The organism is Mesorhizobium sp. M1E.F.Ca.ET.045.02.1.1, from assembly GCF_003952485.1.
GTDB lineage: Bacteria > Pseudomonadota > Alphaproteobacteria > Rhizobiales > Rhizobiaceae > Mesorhizobium.
The window spans coordinates 762,027-776,981 of record NZ_CP034447.1 but is presented as its reverse complement, the minus strand read 5'-3'; the positions used below and the strand labels follow the sequence as shown (position 1 = coordinate 776,981).

The 14,955-nt window shown below is 61.0% G+C and carries 11 protein-coding genes and 2 pseudogenes; 6 read left to right on the top strand and 7 right to left on the bottom strand.

The genetic code is table 11. From position 1 onward, the window contains the following. Positions 1–123: 123 nt before the first annotated feature. Positions 124–1,797, bottom strand: a complete 1,674-nt coding sequence (locus tag EJ070_RS03620) for a winged helix-turn-helix domain-containing protein (protein ID WP_126090092.1) — start codon at positions 1,795–1,797, stop codon at positions 124–126. Positions 1,798–2,011: 214 nt separating this feature from the next. Here EJ070_RS03620 and EJ070_RS03615 point away from each other — a divergent pair, with 214 nt between their 5' ends. Then, entirely contained in the window at positions 2,012–2,209 is a 198-nt protein-coding gene (locus EJ070_RS03615) for a hypothetical protein (protein WP_126090091.1), read from the top strand. A gap of 158 nt (positions 2,210–2,367) precedes the next feature. Here the strand turns inward: EJ070_RS03615 and EJ070_RS03610 are convergent. Next, positions 2,368–2,827 (bottom strand): annotated as a pseudogene (locus tag EJ070_RS03610) (MucR family transcriptional regulator). Positions 2,828–3,238: 411 nt separating this feature from the next. On the opposite strand from EJ070_RS03610, the gene EJ070_RS03605 reads away from it, so the two are divergent. From EJ070_RS03605 to EJ070_RS36955, 3 genes and pseudogenes are all read left to right on the top strand, one after another. Next, entirely contained in the window at positions 3,239–4,684 is a 1,446-nt protein-coding gene (locus tag EJ070_RS03605) for an IS1182 family transposase (RefSeq protein ID WP_126090090.1), read from the top strand. Between the two features lie 336 nt (positions 4,685–5,020). Further along, positions 5,021–6,190 (top strand): epoxide hydrolase family protein, encoded by a 1,170-nt coding sequence (locus EJ070_RS03600; protein ID WP_126090089.1) that lies wholly within the window; start codon positions 5,021–5,023, stop codon positions 6,188–6,190. Between the two features lie 166 nt (positions 6,191–6,356). Next, a pseudogene (locus tag EJ070_RS36955) lies at positions 6,357–6,726 on the top strand (integrase); the annotation flags it as partial. A 109-nt stretch (positions 6,727–6,835) separates the two neighbouring features. Here the strand turns inward: EJ070_RS36955 and EJ070_RS03590 are convergent. The 5 genes from EJ070_RS03590 to EJ070_RS03570 all read right to left on the bottom strand — a co-directional run bounded on the left by EJ070_RS03590 (position 6,836) and on the right by EJ070_RS03570 (position 10,527). Next, positions 6,836–7,084 (bottom strand): isochorismatase family protein, encoded by a 249-nt coding sequence (locus EJ070_RS03590; RefSeq protein WP_245464802.1) that lies wholly within the window; start codon positions 7,082–7,084, stop codon positions 6,836–6,838. Between the two features lie 82 nt (positions 7,085–7,166). Beyond that, positions 7,167–7,769: a TetR/AcrR family transcriptional regulator gene (locus EJ070_RS03585; protein WP_126090088.1), complete on the bottom strand. Its 603-nt coding sequence runs from the start codon at positions 7,767–7,769 to the stop codon at positions 7,167–7,169. A gap of 57 nt (positions 7,770–7,826) precedes the next feature. After that, positions 7,827–8,999 carry an alpha/beta hydrolase gene (locus tag EJ070_RS03580; RefSeq protein ID WP_245464918.1) on the bottom strand — a complete coding sequence of 391 codons (1,173 nt, stop codon included), beginning with the start codon at positions 8,997–8,999 and terminating at the stop codon, positions 7,827–7,829. 71 nt (positions 9,000–9,070) lie between these two features. Further along, a complete protein-coding gene (locus EJ070_RS03575) occupies positions 9,071–9,808 on the bottom strand; it encodes a hypothetical protein (RefSeq protein ID WP_245464801.1) in 738 nt (245 codons plus the stop codon). A 38-nt stretch (positions 9,809–9,846) separates the two neighbouring features. Continuing rightward, positions 9,847–10,527 (bottom strand): TetR family transcriptional regulator, encoded by a 681-nt coding sequence (locus tag EJ070_RS03570; RefSeq protein WP_126090086.1) that lies wholly within the window; start codon positions 10,525–10,527, stop codon positions 9,847–9,849. Positions 10,528–10,672: 145 nt separating this feature from the next. Here EJ070_RS03570 and EJ070_RS03565 point away from each other — a divergent pair, with 145 nt between their 5' ends. Together EJ070_RS03565 and EJ070_RS03560 are read left to right on the top strand one after the other, a co-directional pair. Continuing rightward, on the top strand, positions 10,673–11,743 hold the full coding sequence (locus EJ070_RS03565; protein ID WP_189350351.1) for an efflux RND transporter periplasmic adaptor subunit: 1,071 nt from the start codon (positions 10,673–10,675) through the stop codon (positions 11,741–11,743). Then, the gene (locus tag EJ070_RS03560; RefSeq protein ID WP_126090084.1) at positions 11,740–14,832 is read left to right on the top strand and encodes an efflux RND transporter permease subunit; all 3,093 of its coding nucleotides are present in this window, start codon (positions 11,740–11,742) and stop codon (positions 14,830–14,832) included. The genes EJ070_RS03565 and EJ070_RS03560 overlap by 4 nt, the downstream gene beginning before the upstream one ends. Positions 14,833–14,955: the final 123 nt, after the last annotated feature.

The window sequence follows — 14,955 nt, the reverse complement described above, 5'->3', positions numbered from 1 at the left end:
GTTATTTATCAATGATTTATAGGGCGGTTCGCCACGAGGTTCGCCAATAGGTTCGCCAAGCATCGGCTTGCGCGTGACCAGACGCACGACCCGGTCCATGCCCTGGACGGCCAAACGCACCCGTCACTCTGGTAAGCCCGCGATGCGCATGTGTGCGGCCCAGCGTTCGAACCGAACGGGGTCGGTGTATAAGTTCTCCCATTTCTTGCGTTGTTCGCGAATGGTATCGCCCGGCGAGTCCTTTAGAAAAACCGCAAGTGCTTCCTTTGCCTCCCGCTCCTTTCCCAGGCAAGCGTAGATCCCGGCAAGCATTCGGTGTGCGCCGCTCGGAATACTCGACATTTTCCGCATCTCCGTCAGCGCAGCCCCGCAATCATTCTTTTCGTAGAGCGCCCAGCCCATGTCCCAATGGTACCAGTCAGGGTAGAAAGGATCGATGCCCATGGCCTGCTTGATCCGATCGATCGCTTCATCGATGCGGCCGACGAAGAGCAGAGGGGCCGAGCTGGCTTCGAGGATCTCCGATTTGCTGGGGTTCAGGGCGATCGCTTGATCATACCGAGCAAGGGCCTGCTCCAACTCGCCGGCTTCGGTATGGATGCGGGCGCGAACATAATACGCGTCGGCGTCTTCAGGAGCGAGCAGGATAGCCTTGTCGGCGTACCAGGCGGCCCGCTTCAACGCCTCTTCGAAGGTGTATTCCTGCCGGTGCCACCCGAATACCGCGTCATTGCGATAGGAAAAGGCCAGCGCCATATAGCCGAATTGCGAGTTTGGATCCGCTTCGATTGCCTTCAGGTTCAGCTGCCGGAACAGATCGTTCCCCGCGGCAGAGAAATCCTTGTCAAGCTTGGAAAGCCCCATCAGGTGATAGTGGAGCGCGCTGACCCGGGCAGAGCTGCTCTCTGGCCAGGCGCGCTCGATCCTGTGCCCGACCCGGTCCGCAAGTGTGCGGATGATTTCTTCCTGGACGACGAAAAGATCGCCGATTTCACGATCGTAGGAATTGGCCCAGACATGTGATCCATCATGTGCATCCAGCAACTGGGCGGTCACTTTCAGCCGGTCTCCGACCTTCTGCTGGCTGCCTTCGAGCAGGTAGTCCACACCGAGGTCATCTCCAATTTGCCTGGCGTCGGTGGGCTTATCACGGTACCTGAAGCTCGAGTTCCGGGCGATGACGGCATAAGTCTTGCTCCGCGCCAGCTCGGTAATGACCCCGTCGGCAACGGCATCGCTGAGATATCCCTTATCGGCGCCTGTGCTCATGTCATCGAAGGGAAGGACGGCAATTCTCGGCATGTCGCTGGAACGAACCGGAGCAGCTCGCCACATCTCGGCTCCGTGGTACGCGCCGATCGCTGCCGCGACGAAAACGATCGTAGCGAGAATGAAGCCGGCTCGCGGGAATCGTGACCTGGCTCGTCCCGTGGCGGCGGCGGCGCCTGGAGCAGTTGCCGACGGATCGGCATTCAGCCGGTAACCTCTCTTGGGGAAGGTTTCCACGATCGCGTGCGCGTCCTCGCCCAACGCGCGGCGAATGTCGGCAATGCATTGCGTAAGACTGTCTTCGGTAACGAAGGTATCAGGCCAGACCGCCCGCATCAGCGTATCCTTGGACACGATCTCGCCCGCTCGCGCCGCGAGTGTTGAGAGCACCTCCGCGGACTGGCTGCGAAGATCGATCGCTTTGCCTTCAGCGGTCCGGAGTTCTCTCTTTTTCATCAGGAAAACAAAACCGCCGAACGTGATCGTTTCAGCAGATTTCGGGTCAATTTCAGGAGGCTTTCGGGACATTTCACGCCCCTGACGCGCTTCCTCAGTCTAGCCAATTCGGCCGTCGCTTCCAAGCGATTCCACAAGCACCGGATTGGAAGGAGGAAGACATGAATCGCATCGGCCTTATGACCGCTGTCGCGCTTCCTTTGGCAGCGCAAACGTCAGCAGAAGCGGATTCCCGCATCGCGAAACTCTGTGGCCCGGACCATGTCAGGGCGATTAGGGGATAGCGATGGAGAAGTTTCTTTTAATTACCCTTCTGTTGAATTTTGACGGCACTGTAGTAGCCGGAAATCATGAAAATGGCTTTCCTCCTAAGGTGTTGGCTTCAGAACCCGAATGCAAATATCTGAAACATCAAAATGAATTTATCTGGCCTCCTGTTGGTCTGAAATATCTTTCAACCGCTTATATATGTGTGAGAAAATAGATGATTATCGCGCTTGGTTTATCATGCTCAGGCGACGTTCCAACCCCAGCGGTTACTATCTCGCTAGCCTCAGGTCAGCGAAGGCGACCCTCGCATAATCCTGAGCACGAACGACGATTTCTATCTCGGCCAGACCGGCCGCGACCCCCGATATGGATCTACAAAGGCGCTGATGCTGCCCTGGGCTTGCGTTTTGCGGGCGCCTTTCGGGCCGGGGCAGGTTGCGGTTTGCGTCCGAGCCCCGCTGCCTTCGCGAGCGTTGACCTTTGGGCCGCGTAATTCGGCGCAATCTGGCTTCAATCCCCACTTTTCGCGGTATTCGTTTGGAGTGAGCCCGTAGTGTACCGCGAGATGACGTTTTAGCGATTTGAATTTCTTCCCGTCTTCCAGGCAGATGATGTAGTCCGGCGTTACCGACCTTTTCGGATTGGTTGCGGGTTCGTGCTTAGGCGGCTCGGCCATATTCGGCTGACCAAGGCCTGCCAGCGACGAATGGATCGACGCGATGAGATCTGGCAACCCAACGACGGGCAGGGGATTTTGGCTGACATAGGCAGAGACAATGTCTGCCGTCAGCCAGACGAGATCGGCCGTCAAGGCTTCGTTTTGATCGCTCAAGTATTCGCTCCTGGTAGGGGGTCAAATTCGCTTCGCCCATTTGTCGTATATCGCAATTTTGAGCGATGCCGAGATAAATAGCACTGCGGAAGTTGTGAGATTGGGCTCTGGCGATTGGCTAAGCCAAGAGGGCATTTAATCCGCCTGGGGTTCCTGGAAGCTTTTCGAACTTTCTGCGTCGCGCATCAGCCTGAATTGCGGGTGCTTATGGACAAAGTGGGACACTAGGTTCGGTATTTGGGCGTTGTGGATGGCAGCTTCGCGGCCCAAAATCGGTCATTCGAATGCGCCGTTGGAGATCTTAAAAGCGGACGTTTGTTCTGGCCTTGGGGGGAAGTCCGGAAAGGGTGCTGGCTGTGTGAAAACGGACGAGTCAGGTAGGGTTCTCGTGCGAGGATGCGGGAGGATCGGATGGGTCGTTTTGTCGAGGGAGCCGACCGCTCGCAGCTCTCCTTCCTTCCCGAATGTCTCGAAGACTTGGTGGACGAGGATAACCCGGTTCAGGTGATCGAGGCCTTTGTCGAGGCGTTGGACTTGCCGGCGCTCGGCTTCGACGGTGCGATGCCAGCGAACACGGGCCGGCCAGCCTACCATCCCGCCGTGCTGCTCAAGCTCTACATCTACGGCTATCTGAACCGGGTGCAGTCGAGCCGGCGGCTCGAGCGCGAGGCTGGGCGCAACGTCGAGCTGATGTGGCTTCTCGGCCGGCTGGTTCCCGATCACAAGACGATCGCCGACTTCCGCAAGGACAATGGTCGTGCCTTGCGCCAGGTCTGCGTTCGCTTCGTTGCGCTTTGCCGCCAGATGGGCCTGCTCGCCGGCGGCACGGTCGTGGTGGATGGGAGCAAGTTCAAGGCGGTTAACAACCGCGACAGGAACTTCACCCACGCCAAGATGGCCCGTCGTGTCGCGCAGATCGAGGAAAGCATCGCGCGCTACCTGCATCAGCTCGACAGCGCCGACCGGCAGGAGCCGAGCGAGGCGATCGCCACCAAGACGGCGCGGCTCAAGGAGAAGGTCAGCCGACTTAGGCAGGAGATGGACAGGCTCGCGGCGCTCGACGGACTGATGCGGCAGACGACCGACCAGCAAATCTCCCTGACCGACCCCGACTCCCGCTCGATGGCCACCAGCGGCCGGGGCTCCGGCGTGGTCGGCTACAACGTGCAGGTCGCGGTGGAGACCGAGCACCATCTGATCGTGACGCATGAGGTCACCAACGTCGGCAACGACCGCGCGCAGCTCGCGCCGATGGCGAAGGCCGCCCGCCAGACGCTCGGCGCCGAGGACCTCCACGTCATCGCCGACCGCGGCTACTTTGACGGCGACCAGATCAGGGAGTGCGTGGAGGCGGGCCTCACCGTCACCTTGCCCAAGCCGCAGACCTCAGGCGCGAAGGCCAATGGCCGCTTCGGCAAACAGGACTTCGCTTACCTGCCCGAGCAGGACGCCTATCGCTGCCCAGCCGGCGCCATCCTGCCCTATCACTACAGCAACGTCGAACACGGCATGGAACTGCGCCGCTACTGGTCGACGGCCGCCTGCCTCGCCTGCGCGATCAAGTGGCAGTGCACGCCCTCGAAGGAGCGCCGGATCACGCGCTGGGTTCATGAGCATCTGGTCGAGGACGTCCAGCGCAGGCTCGATGCAAACCCCTACCTAATGCGCGTCAGGCGCGAGACGGTCGAACATCCCTTTGGGACCATCAAGGCGCGGATGGGCGCGACCCACGTCCTGATGAAGCGTCTGCCCAACGTCGCCGCGGAGATGGCCTTGCACGTGCTCGCCTATAACCTGACCCGCGTGATGAACATCATCGGCCGGCGAGGCCTGATCGCCGCCATTAAGGCCGCGTGACGGCCCAATCGCGAGCTCATTCGAGCCCAACGGCGCTCCGAAGGCCCCTCCCGCGGCCGCTGGGGTCATCAGGAGCCACTGACACGGCGAAACGAAACGATCCGGAAGCGCTGCTCCTGTCGATCGTCAACCGCTCCGGTCCCGAAGCGTTTTGACACGGCCAAGGTGGAAAGCGGACATTGCGCCTACGGCAACGCCGACCTGCATAGCAGACGTTTTGCCGTGGCGCCGTTCGCAAAAAGGATGGCGTTTCAGGAAACGTTGTGCGCAGCTTTCAGTTCAGTCGGTATTACCCTTCGGCGGTCAACGTCGTCAGCCGTTTAAGCGGAGAACATCATGATTTCACCCTACATAATAAACATTTCTGACGAACGGCTCGCCACGATCAGAGCCAAGGTCGAGGCTTATGACTGGAGCCAGCTGCCGGATGCGGGAGGCTGGTCGGCGGGGGTCGGGGTTGATGACCTCAAGCGACTCGCCGGTTATTGGCGGGACAGCTACGACTGGCGTGCGGTCGAACGGCGCCTTAACGCGCTGCCCAACTTCACGGCCGACGTGGAAGGCGAGCACCTCCACTTCGTTCATGTGAAGGGTGACGGCTCCAAGCCGCCCGTACTGCTTCTCCACGGCTGGCCGGGCTCGTATCTCGAGTTCGAGCGGCTGTTGCAGCCGCTCGCAGCGGACGGGCACGATGTTGTCGTCCCCTCGCTTCCTGGCTTCGCGTTCTCCAACCCGATCACGCGCCCGATCGGCCCGCGGCGGGCTGCTGCGCTCGTGCATGGGCTGATGATCCAACTGTTCGGCGACGCGCGGTATTTCGTTCAAGGGGGCGATTGGGGCCACGGCATCGCGGCCTGGGCAGCGCATGATCGACCGGACGCTCTGCTCGGCATCCATATTAACATGATGACCGTGCGTGCGGAGGATGCCGCTCCGACGACCGACGAGGAGAAGTCCTTCGCCGCCAAGCGGGCCGCGATTGCCGATTGGGAGAGGGCCTACTTTCACGAGCAGGAAACACGTCCGCAGACGCTTGGCGTCGCGATGGCCGACAGCCCGGTCGGAGCGGCGGGCTGGATACTCGAAAAGTTCGGCAAGTGGGCCGATCTTCCGACAACCGCCGATGGCGCCCCGGACATATGGAGCAAGTTTTCCGAGGAGGAACTCCTCACCAACATCATGCTCTACATCGCGCCGGCATCGTTCGTGACTGCAACCTGGATCTACTACGGCAGCCGGATTGAGGGGTCGCTGATGCTTCCGGCCGGCACCCGCATCCAGGTGCCGACCGGCGTTGCGGCCTTTCCTGATCCGGTGTTCTTGCCGCCGCCGCGCTCGTTCGCGGAGAAAACCTACAACATCGTGCATTGGACCGACATGCCGCGAGGCGGGCATTTCGCCGCGCTGGAAGAGCCGGAACTGATGCTGGCCGACCTGCGAGCCTTTATCGCGACGGTGTCGGGAGCGCGCTTTGGCTGCTTTCGGGACCATGGATTGACTGCCTAAACGTCTCCAATTGGGCGCTTCCTGCCATTCGGAAGTGCCCGCCGCGCACGGCAGTTATCCAATCGCCAAGACCCGAAAGCTGACTGTCCGCTCACGGCCAAAATCCCAACCGAGTAGGTACCTGGGCGTTGCTCCCGTGGCCAATCATGGCCGAAGGAGAAACGAAATGGGACATTCTCACTATGACCTCACCGCTCCCGATCGCCGCGCGTGGAACGCGGGCAAGAAGATCGGAACGAAACGGCCGTTGAAACCTCGACAGATATGGGCGATCCGGTTCTTTCTCGACCGAGAGCGGCGATTGCGCGATCGAGTCCTCTTCGATCTAGCAATCGAAAGCAAGTTGCGCGGCTGCGATCTCGTCCAAGGTCAAGATTGGCACCTTGGTTCTCGTGCCGGACATTCGAACCCGCGACAGGGTCGTGCAACAGAAGACAGGCCGACTGGTTCAGTTGGAGTTAACGAGCGATGCACGCTCCAGTCTTCTCGTATGGCTAGAACGGCGCGGCGGCACGGTCGACGATTATGCGTTGCCGTTTCTTCCGCTGCCCGCAGAGGTGTGGCGGTGCAGGTCATAGCCAAAAGGCCGACTGCGTAACCGATTGCTGGGAGGTGCCGGTCCCGGACTTTTAAAATTGCGGCATCTCAGTTGCCTTCCACCGCAAAGAGGATGTTGGCGAACTCGCCCACGGTGTCCTTGCGCTGCCAGTCGCGCTGCAGTTGGCAGATGAGCTGAACCCAGCTGATCGGCCTGGCTCCGGCCTGCGCCATCCGCCGGGTCGCCAGATCGTGGGCTTCAGAAGAGGTGCCTTCGACCGCATCGATGATTGGATAGACTTCGTATCCGTCACGCAGGGCATCGAGCGTCGGAAAGCAAAGGCGACCTCGGTCCACAGCGCGGCGATCACCAGCTTGCGGCGGCCGGCCACAGCCGCGCGGAAGTCGTTGTCCTCCTACAAACATAGCTCAAATGCAGTTACCGCAACGCATCAACCGCAAAGGAGACGAGTTCCAGAGCTGAAATTTCGCAATGGTTCGGAGGCGTTGCACCGACAAATCTGGGGTCCCACAAGACGACGAGCGAGGCGCATAAGCAGGAGGCGGCCGCGTGCACATGTGTCGGTTGGAACTCCTTGGTGCGAATGCCGTCACGAATAAGCTCTCCCACGAGGCTGTGAAGCCGATTTCGATATTGTCTGTAGGACGGCCAGTTGCTGCTCGCGGTAAGGACAATCAGACCGTACATTTGCGGGTCGCCCTGCTGGGCCTGCAGCAGCAAGCGATGGTGGCCAAGCATCGTTTCTTTCAGTTGGTCTGTTGCGCGCGTCAAGTGGCCTGCACTGGATGGCTCGAAGCAGAGGTCACTTTCGTAGAAATCCGCTGCGATGGCGTCCCATATCTCTGCCTTCGAGGAGAATGTTCGGTACAGGCTTGCGGGAGATTTTCCGAGCAGTCGAGCGATGTCGGCGACTGTCGTTTTCGACGGGCCATACAGGCGACACGCCGCCGTGCCAGCTCGAATGATCCGCAATCTCTCAGCGGCAGAATGATCATTGCTCGCAATGCTGGGAAGGGCCATCGTTTCACTCTCGACGGTAAGCTCGGATCACCAATTCGCTTGAAGCCACGCGCGCGATCAGTAGGAAATCTGCCCGTCCAGTATCTGGCCCCCGTTTGAGGAAAGCTCCCGTTTCAAGATCTCGCGAGCCTTAGGGCTGATGACTGCGGCTGGGGCAGCAATGGCCAACCGCGCTGCGGAACCAGCGAGATCGGCGGTCGTCACCCCGATCTTATCCGCATACGTCGCCTCTTCTCCGGCCAGGCTTTGTCCTGCCAGCCGCCGCCCAAGAAGGCGCACAATGCCGGGGGTATCGGCAAACGCGCTGTGGCCGAGTGGATCGCGGGGTGTGATGTCGCTGGTGTCGATAACCGAAACGCCAAGCGCTTCGAGTATGGAAGCGTAGGGCCTCAGATCGGTTCCACCGACGCGTCGAACTCCTCCCGAAAGCAGCCGGGAGACTTGCAGGGCTTTGTCATTGGTTGACGTAAAGATCGTGAAATGCGGCCGGGTGGCGCCCATCTCGATGAACTGACGGCGAAACACGTCGATGTCGATATCCGGCGACGCGAAAACCACGTTCCTGACTTTCGTCGGGATGGCCTGGTTGCGCATGGCGATATCGCGCAGCGCCTCGGCCGTAAGCCATGCGCCCATTGAGTGAGCCAGGATCGTCACGTCGGCGACGTCGGGACTTCTTGTGGCCTGGAGGATCAGGTCTTCCAAGGCGCGACGTGAGTAGGTAGTGCTTTCCTTGTCATAGAGATAGTCGAATGGATTCCCGCGCGACGGCCATGTGAAGAGAATCGGCGCTGCATCGGTTCCGGTATCGTGAACGATCTGGGCGAAGCGGAAGACGGTATCGGCGTATGTGTTGTTGAAGCCATGCACGAAGATGAGCAACTGCCGCTTGCCGTTGCGATTCTTGCGAACCCACTCAAGAACTGCGCGTTGCGAGGCGATTTTGTCTACGCTGAGTACCGCAAACTCCTTTTCGGGATCGGGCTTCACGAGCAGAGGCCACTGGATCTCTCCGACCGTGCGGTTCCGATCCGGAGGAATGGAGACGACTATCCTATTGAGCGAGATCGCCGCTCCGCGATCGCCACTATAAAGCTGGCCGCGATCGTCAGATGGCTTGCGCGTCGTCGCGACCAGCATGTCGACGTGGCCAGCATCACTGGCGGCAAAGGGGAGAGGTTGAAAGACGTTTTCGGGTCGAGCGGCGCAGCTGATCAGCAGGCACAGCATCGCGGGAACAAGCAGGCCTCGCCACCAAAGCACATGAAACCTCAGCCTCGGCCAAGCGTGACGTTCTCTTCTCATCGGACGACGGCCAGACTTCGCAGAAACTGATCGGCTGCGAGGACGATGAAAGCGACGACGGTCATCATCAGAGCGCGCCGGAAGCGCGTCTGCTTGATGATCCTAACTCGAGACACCTTGAGCAGTTCGGCGGCAAGAACCGCGGTCCAATCGGAGGTCAGCGCCTCGCGGACGAAGTCCCCGAGATTGGCGAATGTGCTGGGGTCGACGTAATAAACGCGCTGCTCGGAGTCACAGAACTTCTTCGCGACAAGATCCTTTTCCGCGCGGGTCCGGCTCGGGTGAATCACCTGCCCGAACTGCAGAATCGGCATTATGAGAACGCCCCAGACGCCTGCGAAGAACAGTGGCCCGAGAGGCGCGTGCGTCGGCAGGAGATCGCCGAAATGGAGCACCAGATTTAGCGCCAGGATGTAGCCCACGCCGACGATTTGCGCCTTTGTGTCATAGGCGCGTACCGTGGTCTGCGCTTCCTGCAGAGCCGCGAGCAGCATCTTGTCGGTGTAGTCGCGGGTGTTGCCTCGTCCGGGCATCGTGGAATCCATTTGAAGAATGTGGTTGGAGGGCCCTGTATCCCTCCGAGCTTCGTTCTTTTCGCAGCCATCACCCCGGGGATGACCCGGTCGCCAGCTACTCATGAACCTGCCGTGGCTGACGATCGCCGACTGGCCGTCACAGACCCACTCGGCATCATCTGCTCGGGCTCGGGCCGGATGACGTGCCGGTGCGCACATCGACCGCGCCAATGCTGAACCGCATCTCCCCCGAACTGTCATGTCATACTCCGAGGAATCATGTTCGCCGCGTGATCGGCCGCTGGCTGCACCTTTGGCGCGCTGATCGCCTCGAGAAACCCGGCCACCATCGGCATTGTGCTTGTTGTGAGCTCAAACTGTCCGGGAGCGCGGAGCCAATCGAGAACCGATCCATTGACCAAAAGCAGGAGCGCGCGCGCTGCCAATTCTGGTGAGAGGGCGGGCGCGAGCCGGCCGCGGGTTGCCGCGAGTGCTATCACGGACTCGAACAATTTCTGGAGCGCCAGGTCCGCTTCCCGCTGACGCATCACCACCGGCAGCATGTCCTCGGAATATTCGCAACGCAGCCAGAGTATTGTAAGGATGCGGGAACGTTCCGGATGGGTTTCGAATGCCTGCAGCCCGTCCCGGATTACGTCGGCCAGCTCGCGCAATGGATCAAGATCAGGCTGAGTGGCGAGGCGAGCCGTAAGGCGATCGCCAAACTCCTCGTTCGGCATATTGGCCCGCCGCTCCAGCGCCGTGAAGATCTCCTGCTTGTCGCGGAAATGCCAGTAGACAGCCCCGCGTGTTACGCCTGCGGCACTTGCGATCTGTTCCAAGGTAGCACGGGTCACGCCGCGCTCGAGGAAGACGTCGATCGCCGCGGCCAAGACGGCCTCGCGTGTCTGTTCGGCCTCGGCCTTGGTGCGTCTCATCAGTGAAGTCCTTCCTCTGCGTCAATTTTTACATACATTCACGACTTTCCCTATTTACATACATACATGAATGTATATAAGCAAGCCCGAAATTGGCGAGGCCGGCGACGAATTTCGTCGGACTGGCCACAACAGAGGGTCTGTCATGAAGTCCGCATCCACGATTGCCTGCCTGGGATTAGCCGTCTTTGCGTGCGTTGGTGCGTCCGCGCCGCCACCACCGGAGGTCCGCCCTGTGCGAACCGTGGTCGCCTCCGCCAGCACGGAAGGGGAGCCCGTTTCGCTCACGGGCCATGTCCGCGCACGCACCGAGGAGAACCTTGCCTTCCGCATTGACGGCCGGATGATTAGCCGCAAGGCCAGTGTGGGGCAGGTGGTCCAGCCGGGCGACGTTGTCGCCGAAATCGATCCGCAGCCCCAGCAGGATGGACTGCATGCCGCACAGGCGCAGAACGAAGCAGCACAAGCGGCCGTCCACGAAGCCGCCAACACTCTGGAGCGTCAAAGGACTCTGCTCGGGCAGGGCTGGACCACCCGGGCCCAGTTCGATGCCGCTGAGAGGGCATTTCTTAACGCCAAAGCCCAGGTGGATTCCACGGCGGCCGTATTGCACACGGCCCAGGACCAGTTCGGCTACACCAAACTGGTCGCCGACGCGCCCGGCACCGTGATCGCCACCGGGGCGGAGGCCGGGGAGGTTGTCAGGGCAGGTCAGACGATTGTCACGGTCGCGCACGGTGACGGTGCCGACGCGGTATTCGACGTGCCCGCGAGCCTCATGCGCCAGGTCGCCCCTGACGCGTCGATCGACATCGCGCTGACCGATGATCCGTCGGTGCGCGCCGTTGGCCAGGTCCGTGAGGTGGCGCCACAGGCGGATCCCGTCACCCGGAGCTACCGGGTTAAAGTTGCGCTTAGCGCCTGGCCGAAGGCGATGCGCCTTGGAGCAACAGTGACCGGTCAGACGCATATGCAGGTGGCGAGCGGCATAGAGCTGCCAGCGACTGCCCTGACCACAGCAGGGGACCGGCCGGCGGTCTGGATCGTCGACGGCAAAACGCAGCAAGTCTCGCTTCGAACCGTCGACCTGCTTCGACAGGATTCCTCCCGCATCGTGATATCGCGAGGGGTCGAGAGCGGCGAAATCGTAGTGACCGCCGGCGTGCATGCGCTGAGGCCCGGCCAGAACGTCCGGTTGCTGGGAGCTTCCCGATGAACCGCTTCAATCTCTCCGCTTGGGCGCTCGCGCATCGCTCGGTCGTCTACTACCTGATGCTGGCTATCCTTGTCCTAGGGATCGGGGCTTACCTGCAACTGGGGCGCAACGAGGATCCCACGTTCACCATCAAGACCATGGTGGTGCAGGCGAGATGGCCTGGCGCCACGCTCGACGACACCCTGCACCAGGTAACCGAACGCTTGGAGCGCAAGCTTCAGGAAACGCCTCATCTCGACTACCTGAAGAGCTACACCAAGGCCGGCGAGTCCACGGTCTTCGTATACCTGAAAGGATCGACGCCCCCGAAGACGGTGGCGGATACCTGGTATCAGGTGCGCAAGAAAATTGAAGACATCAGGCTGACCTTGCCGCAGGGCGTGATCGGCCCGGTAGCCGATGATGAGTTCGGCGATACCTACGGCATCATCTATGGTTTCACCGCCGACGGCTACACCAACCGCGAGTTACGAGACTACGTGGAAAACGTCCGTTCTCGGCTCTTGCAGGTGCCCGATGTCGCCAAGGTAAATTTGATCGGCGCGCAGCCTGAGCGCATCTACATCGAGTTCTCGCCTCAAAAGCTCGCGGGCTACGGCCTTACCGCGGAAGCTCTGACAACAGCGCTGCAGGCTCAAAACGTCGTGGTTCCCTCGGGTGAGATCGTCACCGATCAGGAAGGCATCAAACTGCAGGTAAGCGGGGCGCTGAAATCCGAGAAGGATATCCTCGCCGTCAACTTTGCCGTGGGCGATCGCATCATTCGCCTTGCCGACATCGCTCAAGTGCGCCGCGAGGATGCCAACCCGCCAGATCCGATCTTTCGCATCAACGGCAAGCCTGGCCTGGGCCTCGGGATCTCCATGCGCGACGGCGGCGACGTCCTGGCGCTCGGTCGCAACGTCGAAGAAACGGTAAAGGAACTTAGGAAGGACTTGCCGGTCGGCATCGAGCCCACAATGATCGCGAACCAGCCGGAGACGGTCAGCCATGCGATCGGCGAGTTCATGGAAGCGCTGTGGGAAGCGATCGCCATCGTCCTCGTTGTGAGCGTTTTGAGCCTCGGCTTCCGCGCCGGCTCCGTTGTCGCGATCTCGATTCCGCTGGTCCTCGCAGTCGTTTTCGCGGCAATGCTGGCCTTGGGCATCGACCTTCAGCGTATCTCGCTTGGCGCCCTCATCATCGCTCTCGGCCTGTTGGTCGATGATGCCATGATCACCATCGAGACCATGGTGAGCCGCCTCGAACGTGGCGACGACAAGCCGACCGCGGCCGTCTTCGCCTACGCTTCGACTGCCATGCCGCGGCTTGCCGGGACGCTCGTCACCGTCGCTGGCTTTGTGCCAGTTGGTTTTGCACGCAGTGACGCGGGCGAATACACTTTCTCACTCTTCGCCGTGGTGGCGCTGTCCCTAATCGCTTCCTGGGTGGTGTCGGGCCTCTTTGCCCCTGTCGTGGGCGTTGCGCTCCTGGGAAAGCCAAAGCATTCGCATAGTGAAATGCTGAGCGCGCCGATGCGCTTGTTCAAGCGTGCCCTGTTGGCTGCAATGCGCGCCAAATGGATCACCATCCTTGTGACGGCGGGTCTCTTCGCTGCAGCCCTGGCCGGAGCCCGTCTCATCCCGCAGCAGTTCTTTCCGTCCTCCGATCGGCCTGAGTTATTGGTGGATTTGAAGCTGCAAGACAACGCCTCGATTCTTGCGACAAACGAGGTCGTGCAACAGTTCGACGAGATCGTCGCCGCCGATCCTGACGTCGAGCATTTCTCGACCTATGTCGGTCAGGGCGCCATTCGCTTTTATTTGCCGCTCGACGTAGCCCTGCCGAATCCCTTCTTCGCGCAGTCAGTCATTGTCACCAAAGGACTTAAGGAACGCGAGCAGGTTCGCGCGCGTCTCGAGAAGGCTTTGGCGACGCGGTTCCCGCAGGTCGTCGCGCGCGTCAATCCGCTGGAACTCGGTCCCCCTGTCGGCTGGCCGGTGAAATACCGGGTGGACGGACCAGACCCGGCCCAAGTTCGCTCCATTGCTCTCGAGGTTGCCGATGCCCTAGGCAAGACTGCGGGCCTCCGCAACGTCAACTTCGACTGGGTCGAGCCATCACGGATTATGCGTGTCCGCGTCGATCAGGACCAGGCGAGACAGCTGGGCCTTAGCTCCGCCGTGGTGGCCACCGCGCTCAATGCCATTGTCTCCGGCACGACGGTGACGCAGGTTCGCGACGATATTTATCTGGTCGACGTGGTCGCGCGCGCCGAGCAGACAGAGCGGACCTCTCTTGAATCGCTTCGCTCATTGCAGATCCCGCTTCCGGGCGGGCGGGTGGTTCCACTGAGGCAGATCGCAACCTTTGACTATTCCCAGGAATACCCAATCGTCTGGCGGCGCGATCGCGTTCCGACCCTGACCGTGCAGGCCGACGTGGTGCCTGGTATGCTGCCGGCAACGGCCGTCAAGGCCTTTGAGCCTCAACTCGACAAACTGGTGGCGGCGCTGCCGAGCGGCTATCATATCTCGACTGGCGGCTCGGTGGAGGAGAGTGGCAAGGCCCAAGGCTCGGTTATGGCGGTGCTGCCGGCCATGGGTCTTCTTGTGCTGACGATCCTGATGTTCCAGCTACAGAGCTTCCAGCGCATGTTCCTGGTCTTGAGTGTTGCTCCGCTCGGCATCATTGGTGTGGTGGCGGCCCTGCTGCTTGCACAAGCTCCGCTCGGCTTCGTCGCGATCCTGGGTGTGCTGGCGCTGACCGGCATGATCGCGCGCAATTCGGTCATCCTGATCGATCAGATCGAGACCGAAAGGAGGACCGGCGCCCATCCGTGGGACGCCGTCGTCACAGCCGCGCTCCACCGGACACGTCCGATCCTGCTCACGGCGGCCGCCGCGACACTCGGCATGGTGCCGATCGCGCCGACTGTCTTCTGGGGGCCAATGGCCTTCGCCATCATTGGCGGCCTGGCCATCGCTACGGTTCTCACCCTGATCTTCCTGCCGGCTCTTTATGTCGCCTGGTTCCGAATCAGTGAACCGCGACCAAGCGAGGTCCACGTGGACGCCGCCGAGATAGGAGACCTTGCATTGCAAGCTTGATTCATTGGCGAGCCGTGGACTGAACCATGGCTCGCCTCATGGCGCTTCAGGAGTGGCTTGCCCCAGCTGCAGGCCGGAACCCCATCGTATGCGCGGCCGGGGCCCACTCCAGTGGATCCCGCG

Coding starts and splice junctions, on each gene's coding strand:
- EJ070_RS03620 (WP_126090092.1), bottom strand. CDS start 1,797: ATGTCCCGAAAGCCTCCTGAAATTGACCCGAAATCTGCTGAAACGATC.
- EJ070_RS03615 (WP_126090091.1), top strand. CDS start 2,012: ATGGAGAAGTTTCTTTTAATTACCCTTCTGTTGAATTTTGACGGCACT.
- EJ070_RS03605 (WP_126090090.1), top strand. CDS start 3,239: ATGGGTCGTTTTGTCGAGGGAGCCGACCGCTCGCAGCTCTCCTTCCTT.
- EJ070_RS03600 (WP_126090089.1), top strand. CDS start 5,021: ATGATTTCACCCTACATAATAAACATTTCTGACGAACGGCTCGCCACG.
- EJ070_RS03585 (WP_126090088.1), bottom strand. CDS start 7,769: ATGGCCCTTCCCAGCATTGCGAGCAATGATCATTCTGCCGCTGAGAGA.
- EJ070_RS03580 (WP_245464918.1), bottom strand. CDS start 8,999: ATGCTGTGCCTGCTGATCAGCTGCGCCGCTCGACCCGAAAACGTCTTT.
- EJ070_RS03575 (WP_245464801.1), bottom strand. CDS start 9,808: ATGTGCGCACCGGCACGTCATCCGGCCCGAGCCCGAGCAGATGATGCC.
- EJ070_RS03570 (WP_126090086.1), bottom strand. CDS start 10,527: ATGAGACGCACCAAGGCCGAGGCCGAACAGACACGCGAGGCCGTCTTG.
- EJ070_RS03565 (WP_189350351.1), top strand. CDS start 10,673: ATGAAGTCCGCATCCACGATTGCCTGCCTGGGATTAGCCGTCTTTGCG.
- EJ070_RS03560 (WP_126090084.1), top strand. CDS start 11,740: ATGAACCGCTTCAATCTCTCCGCTTGGGCGCTCGCGCATCGCTCGGTC.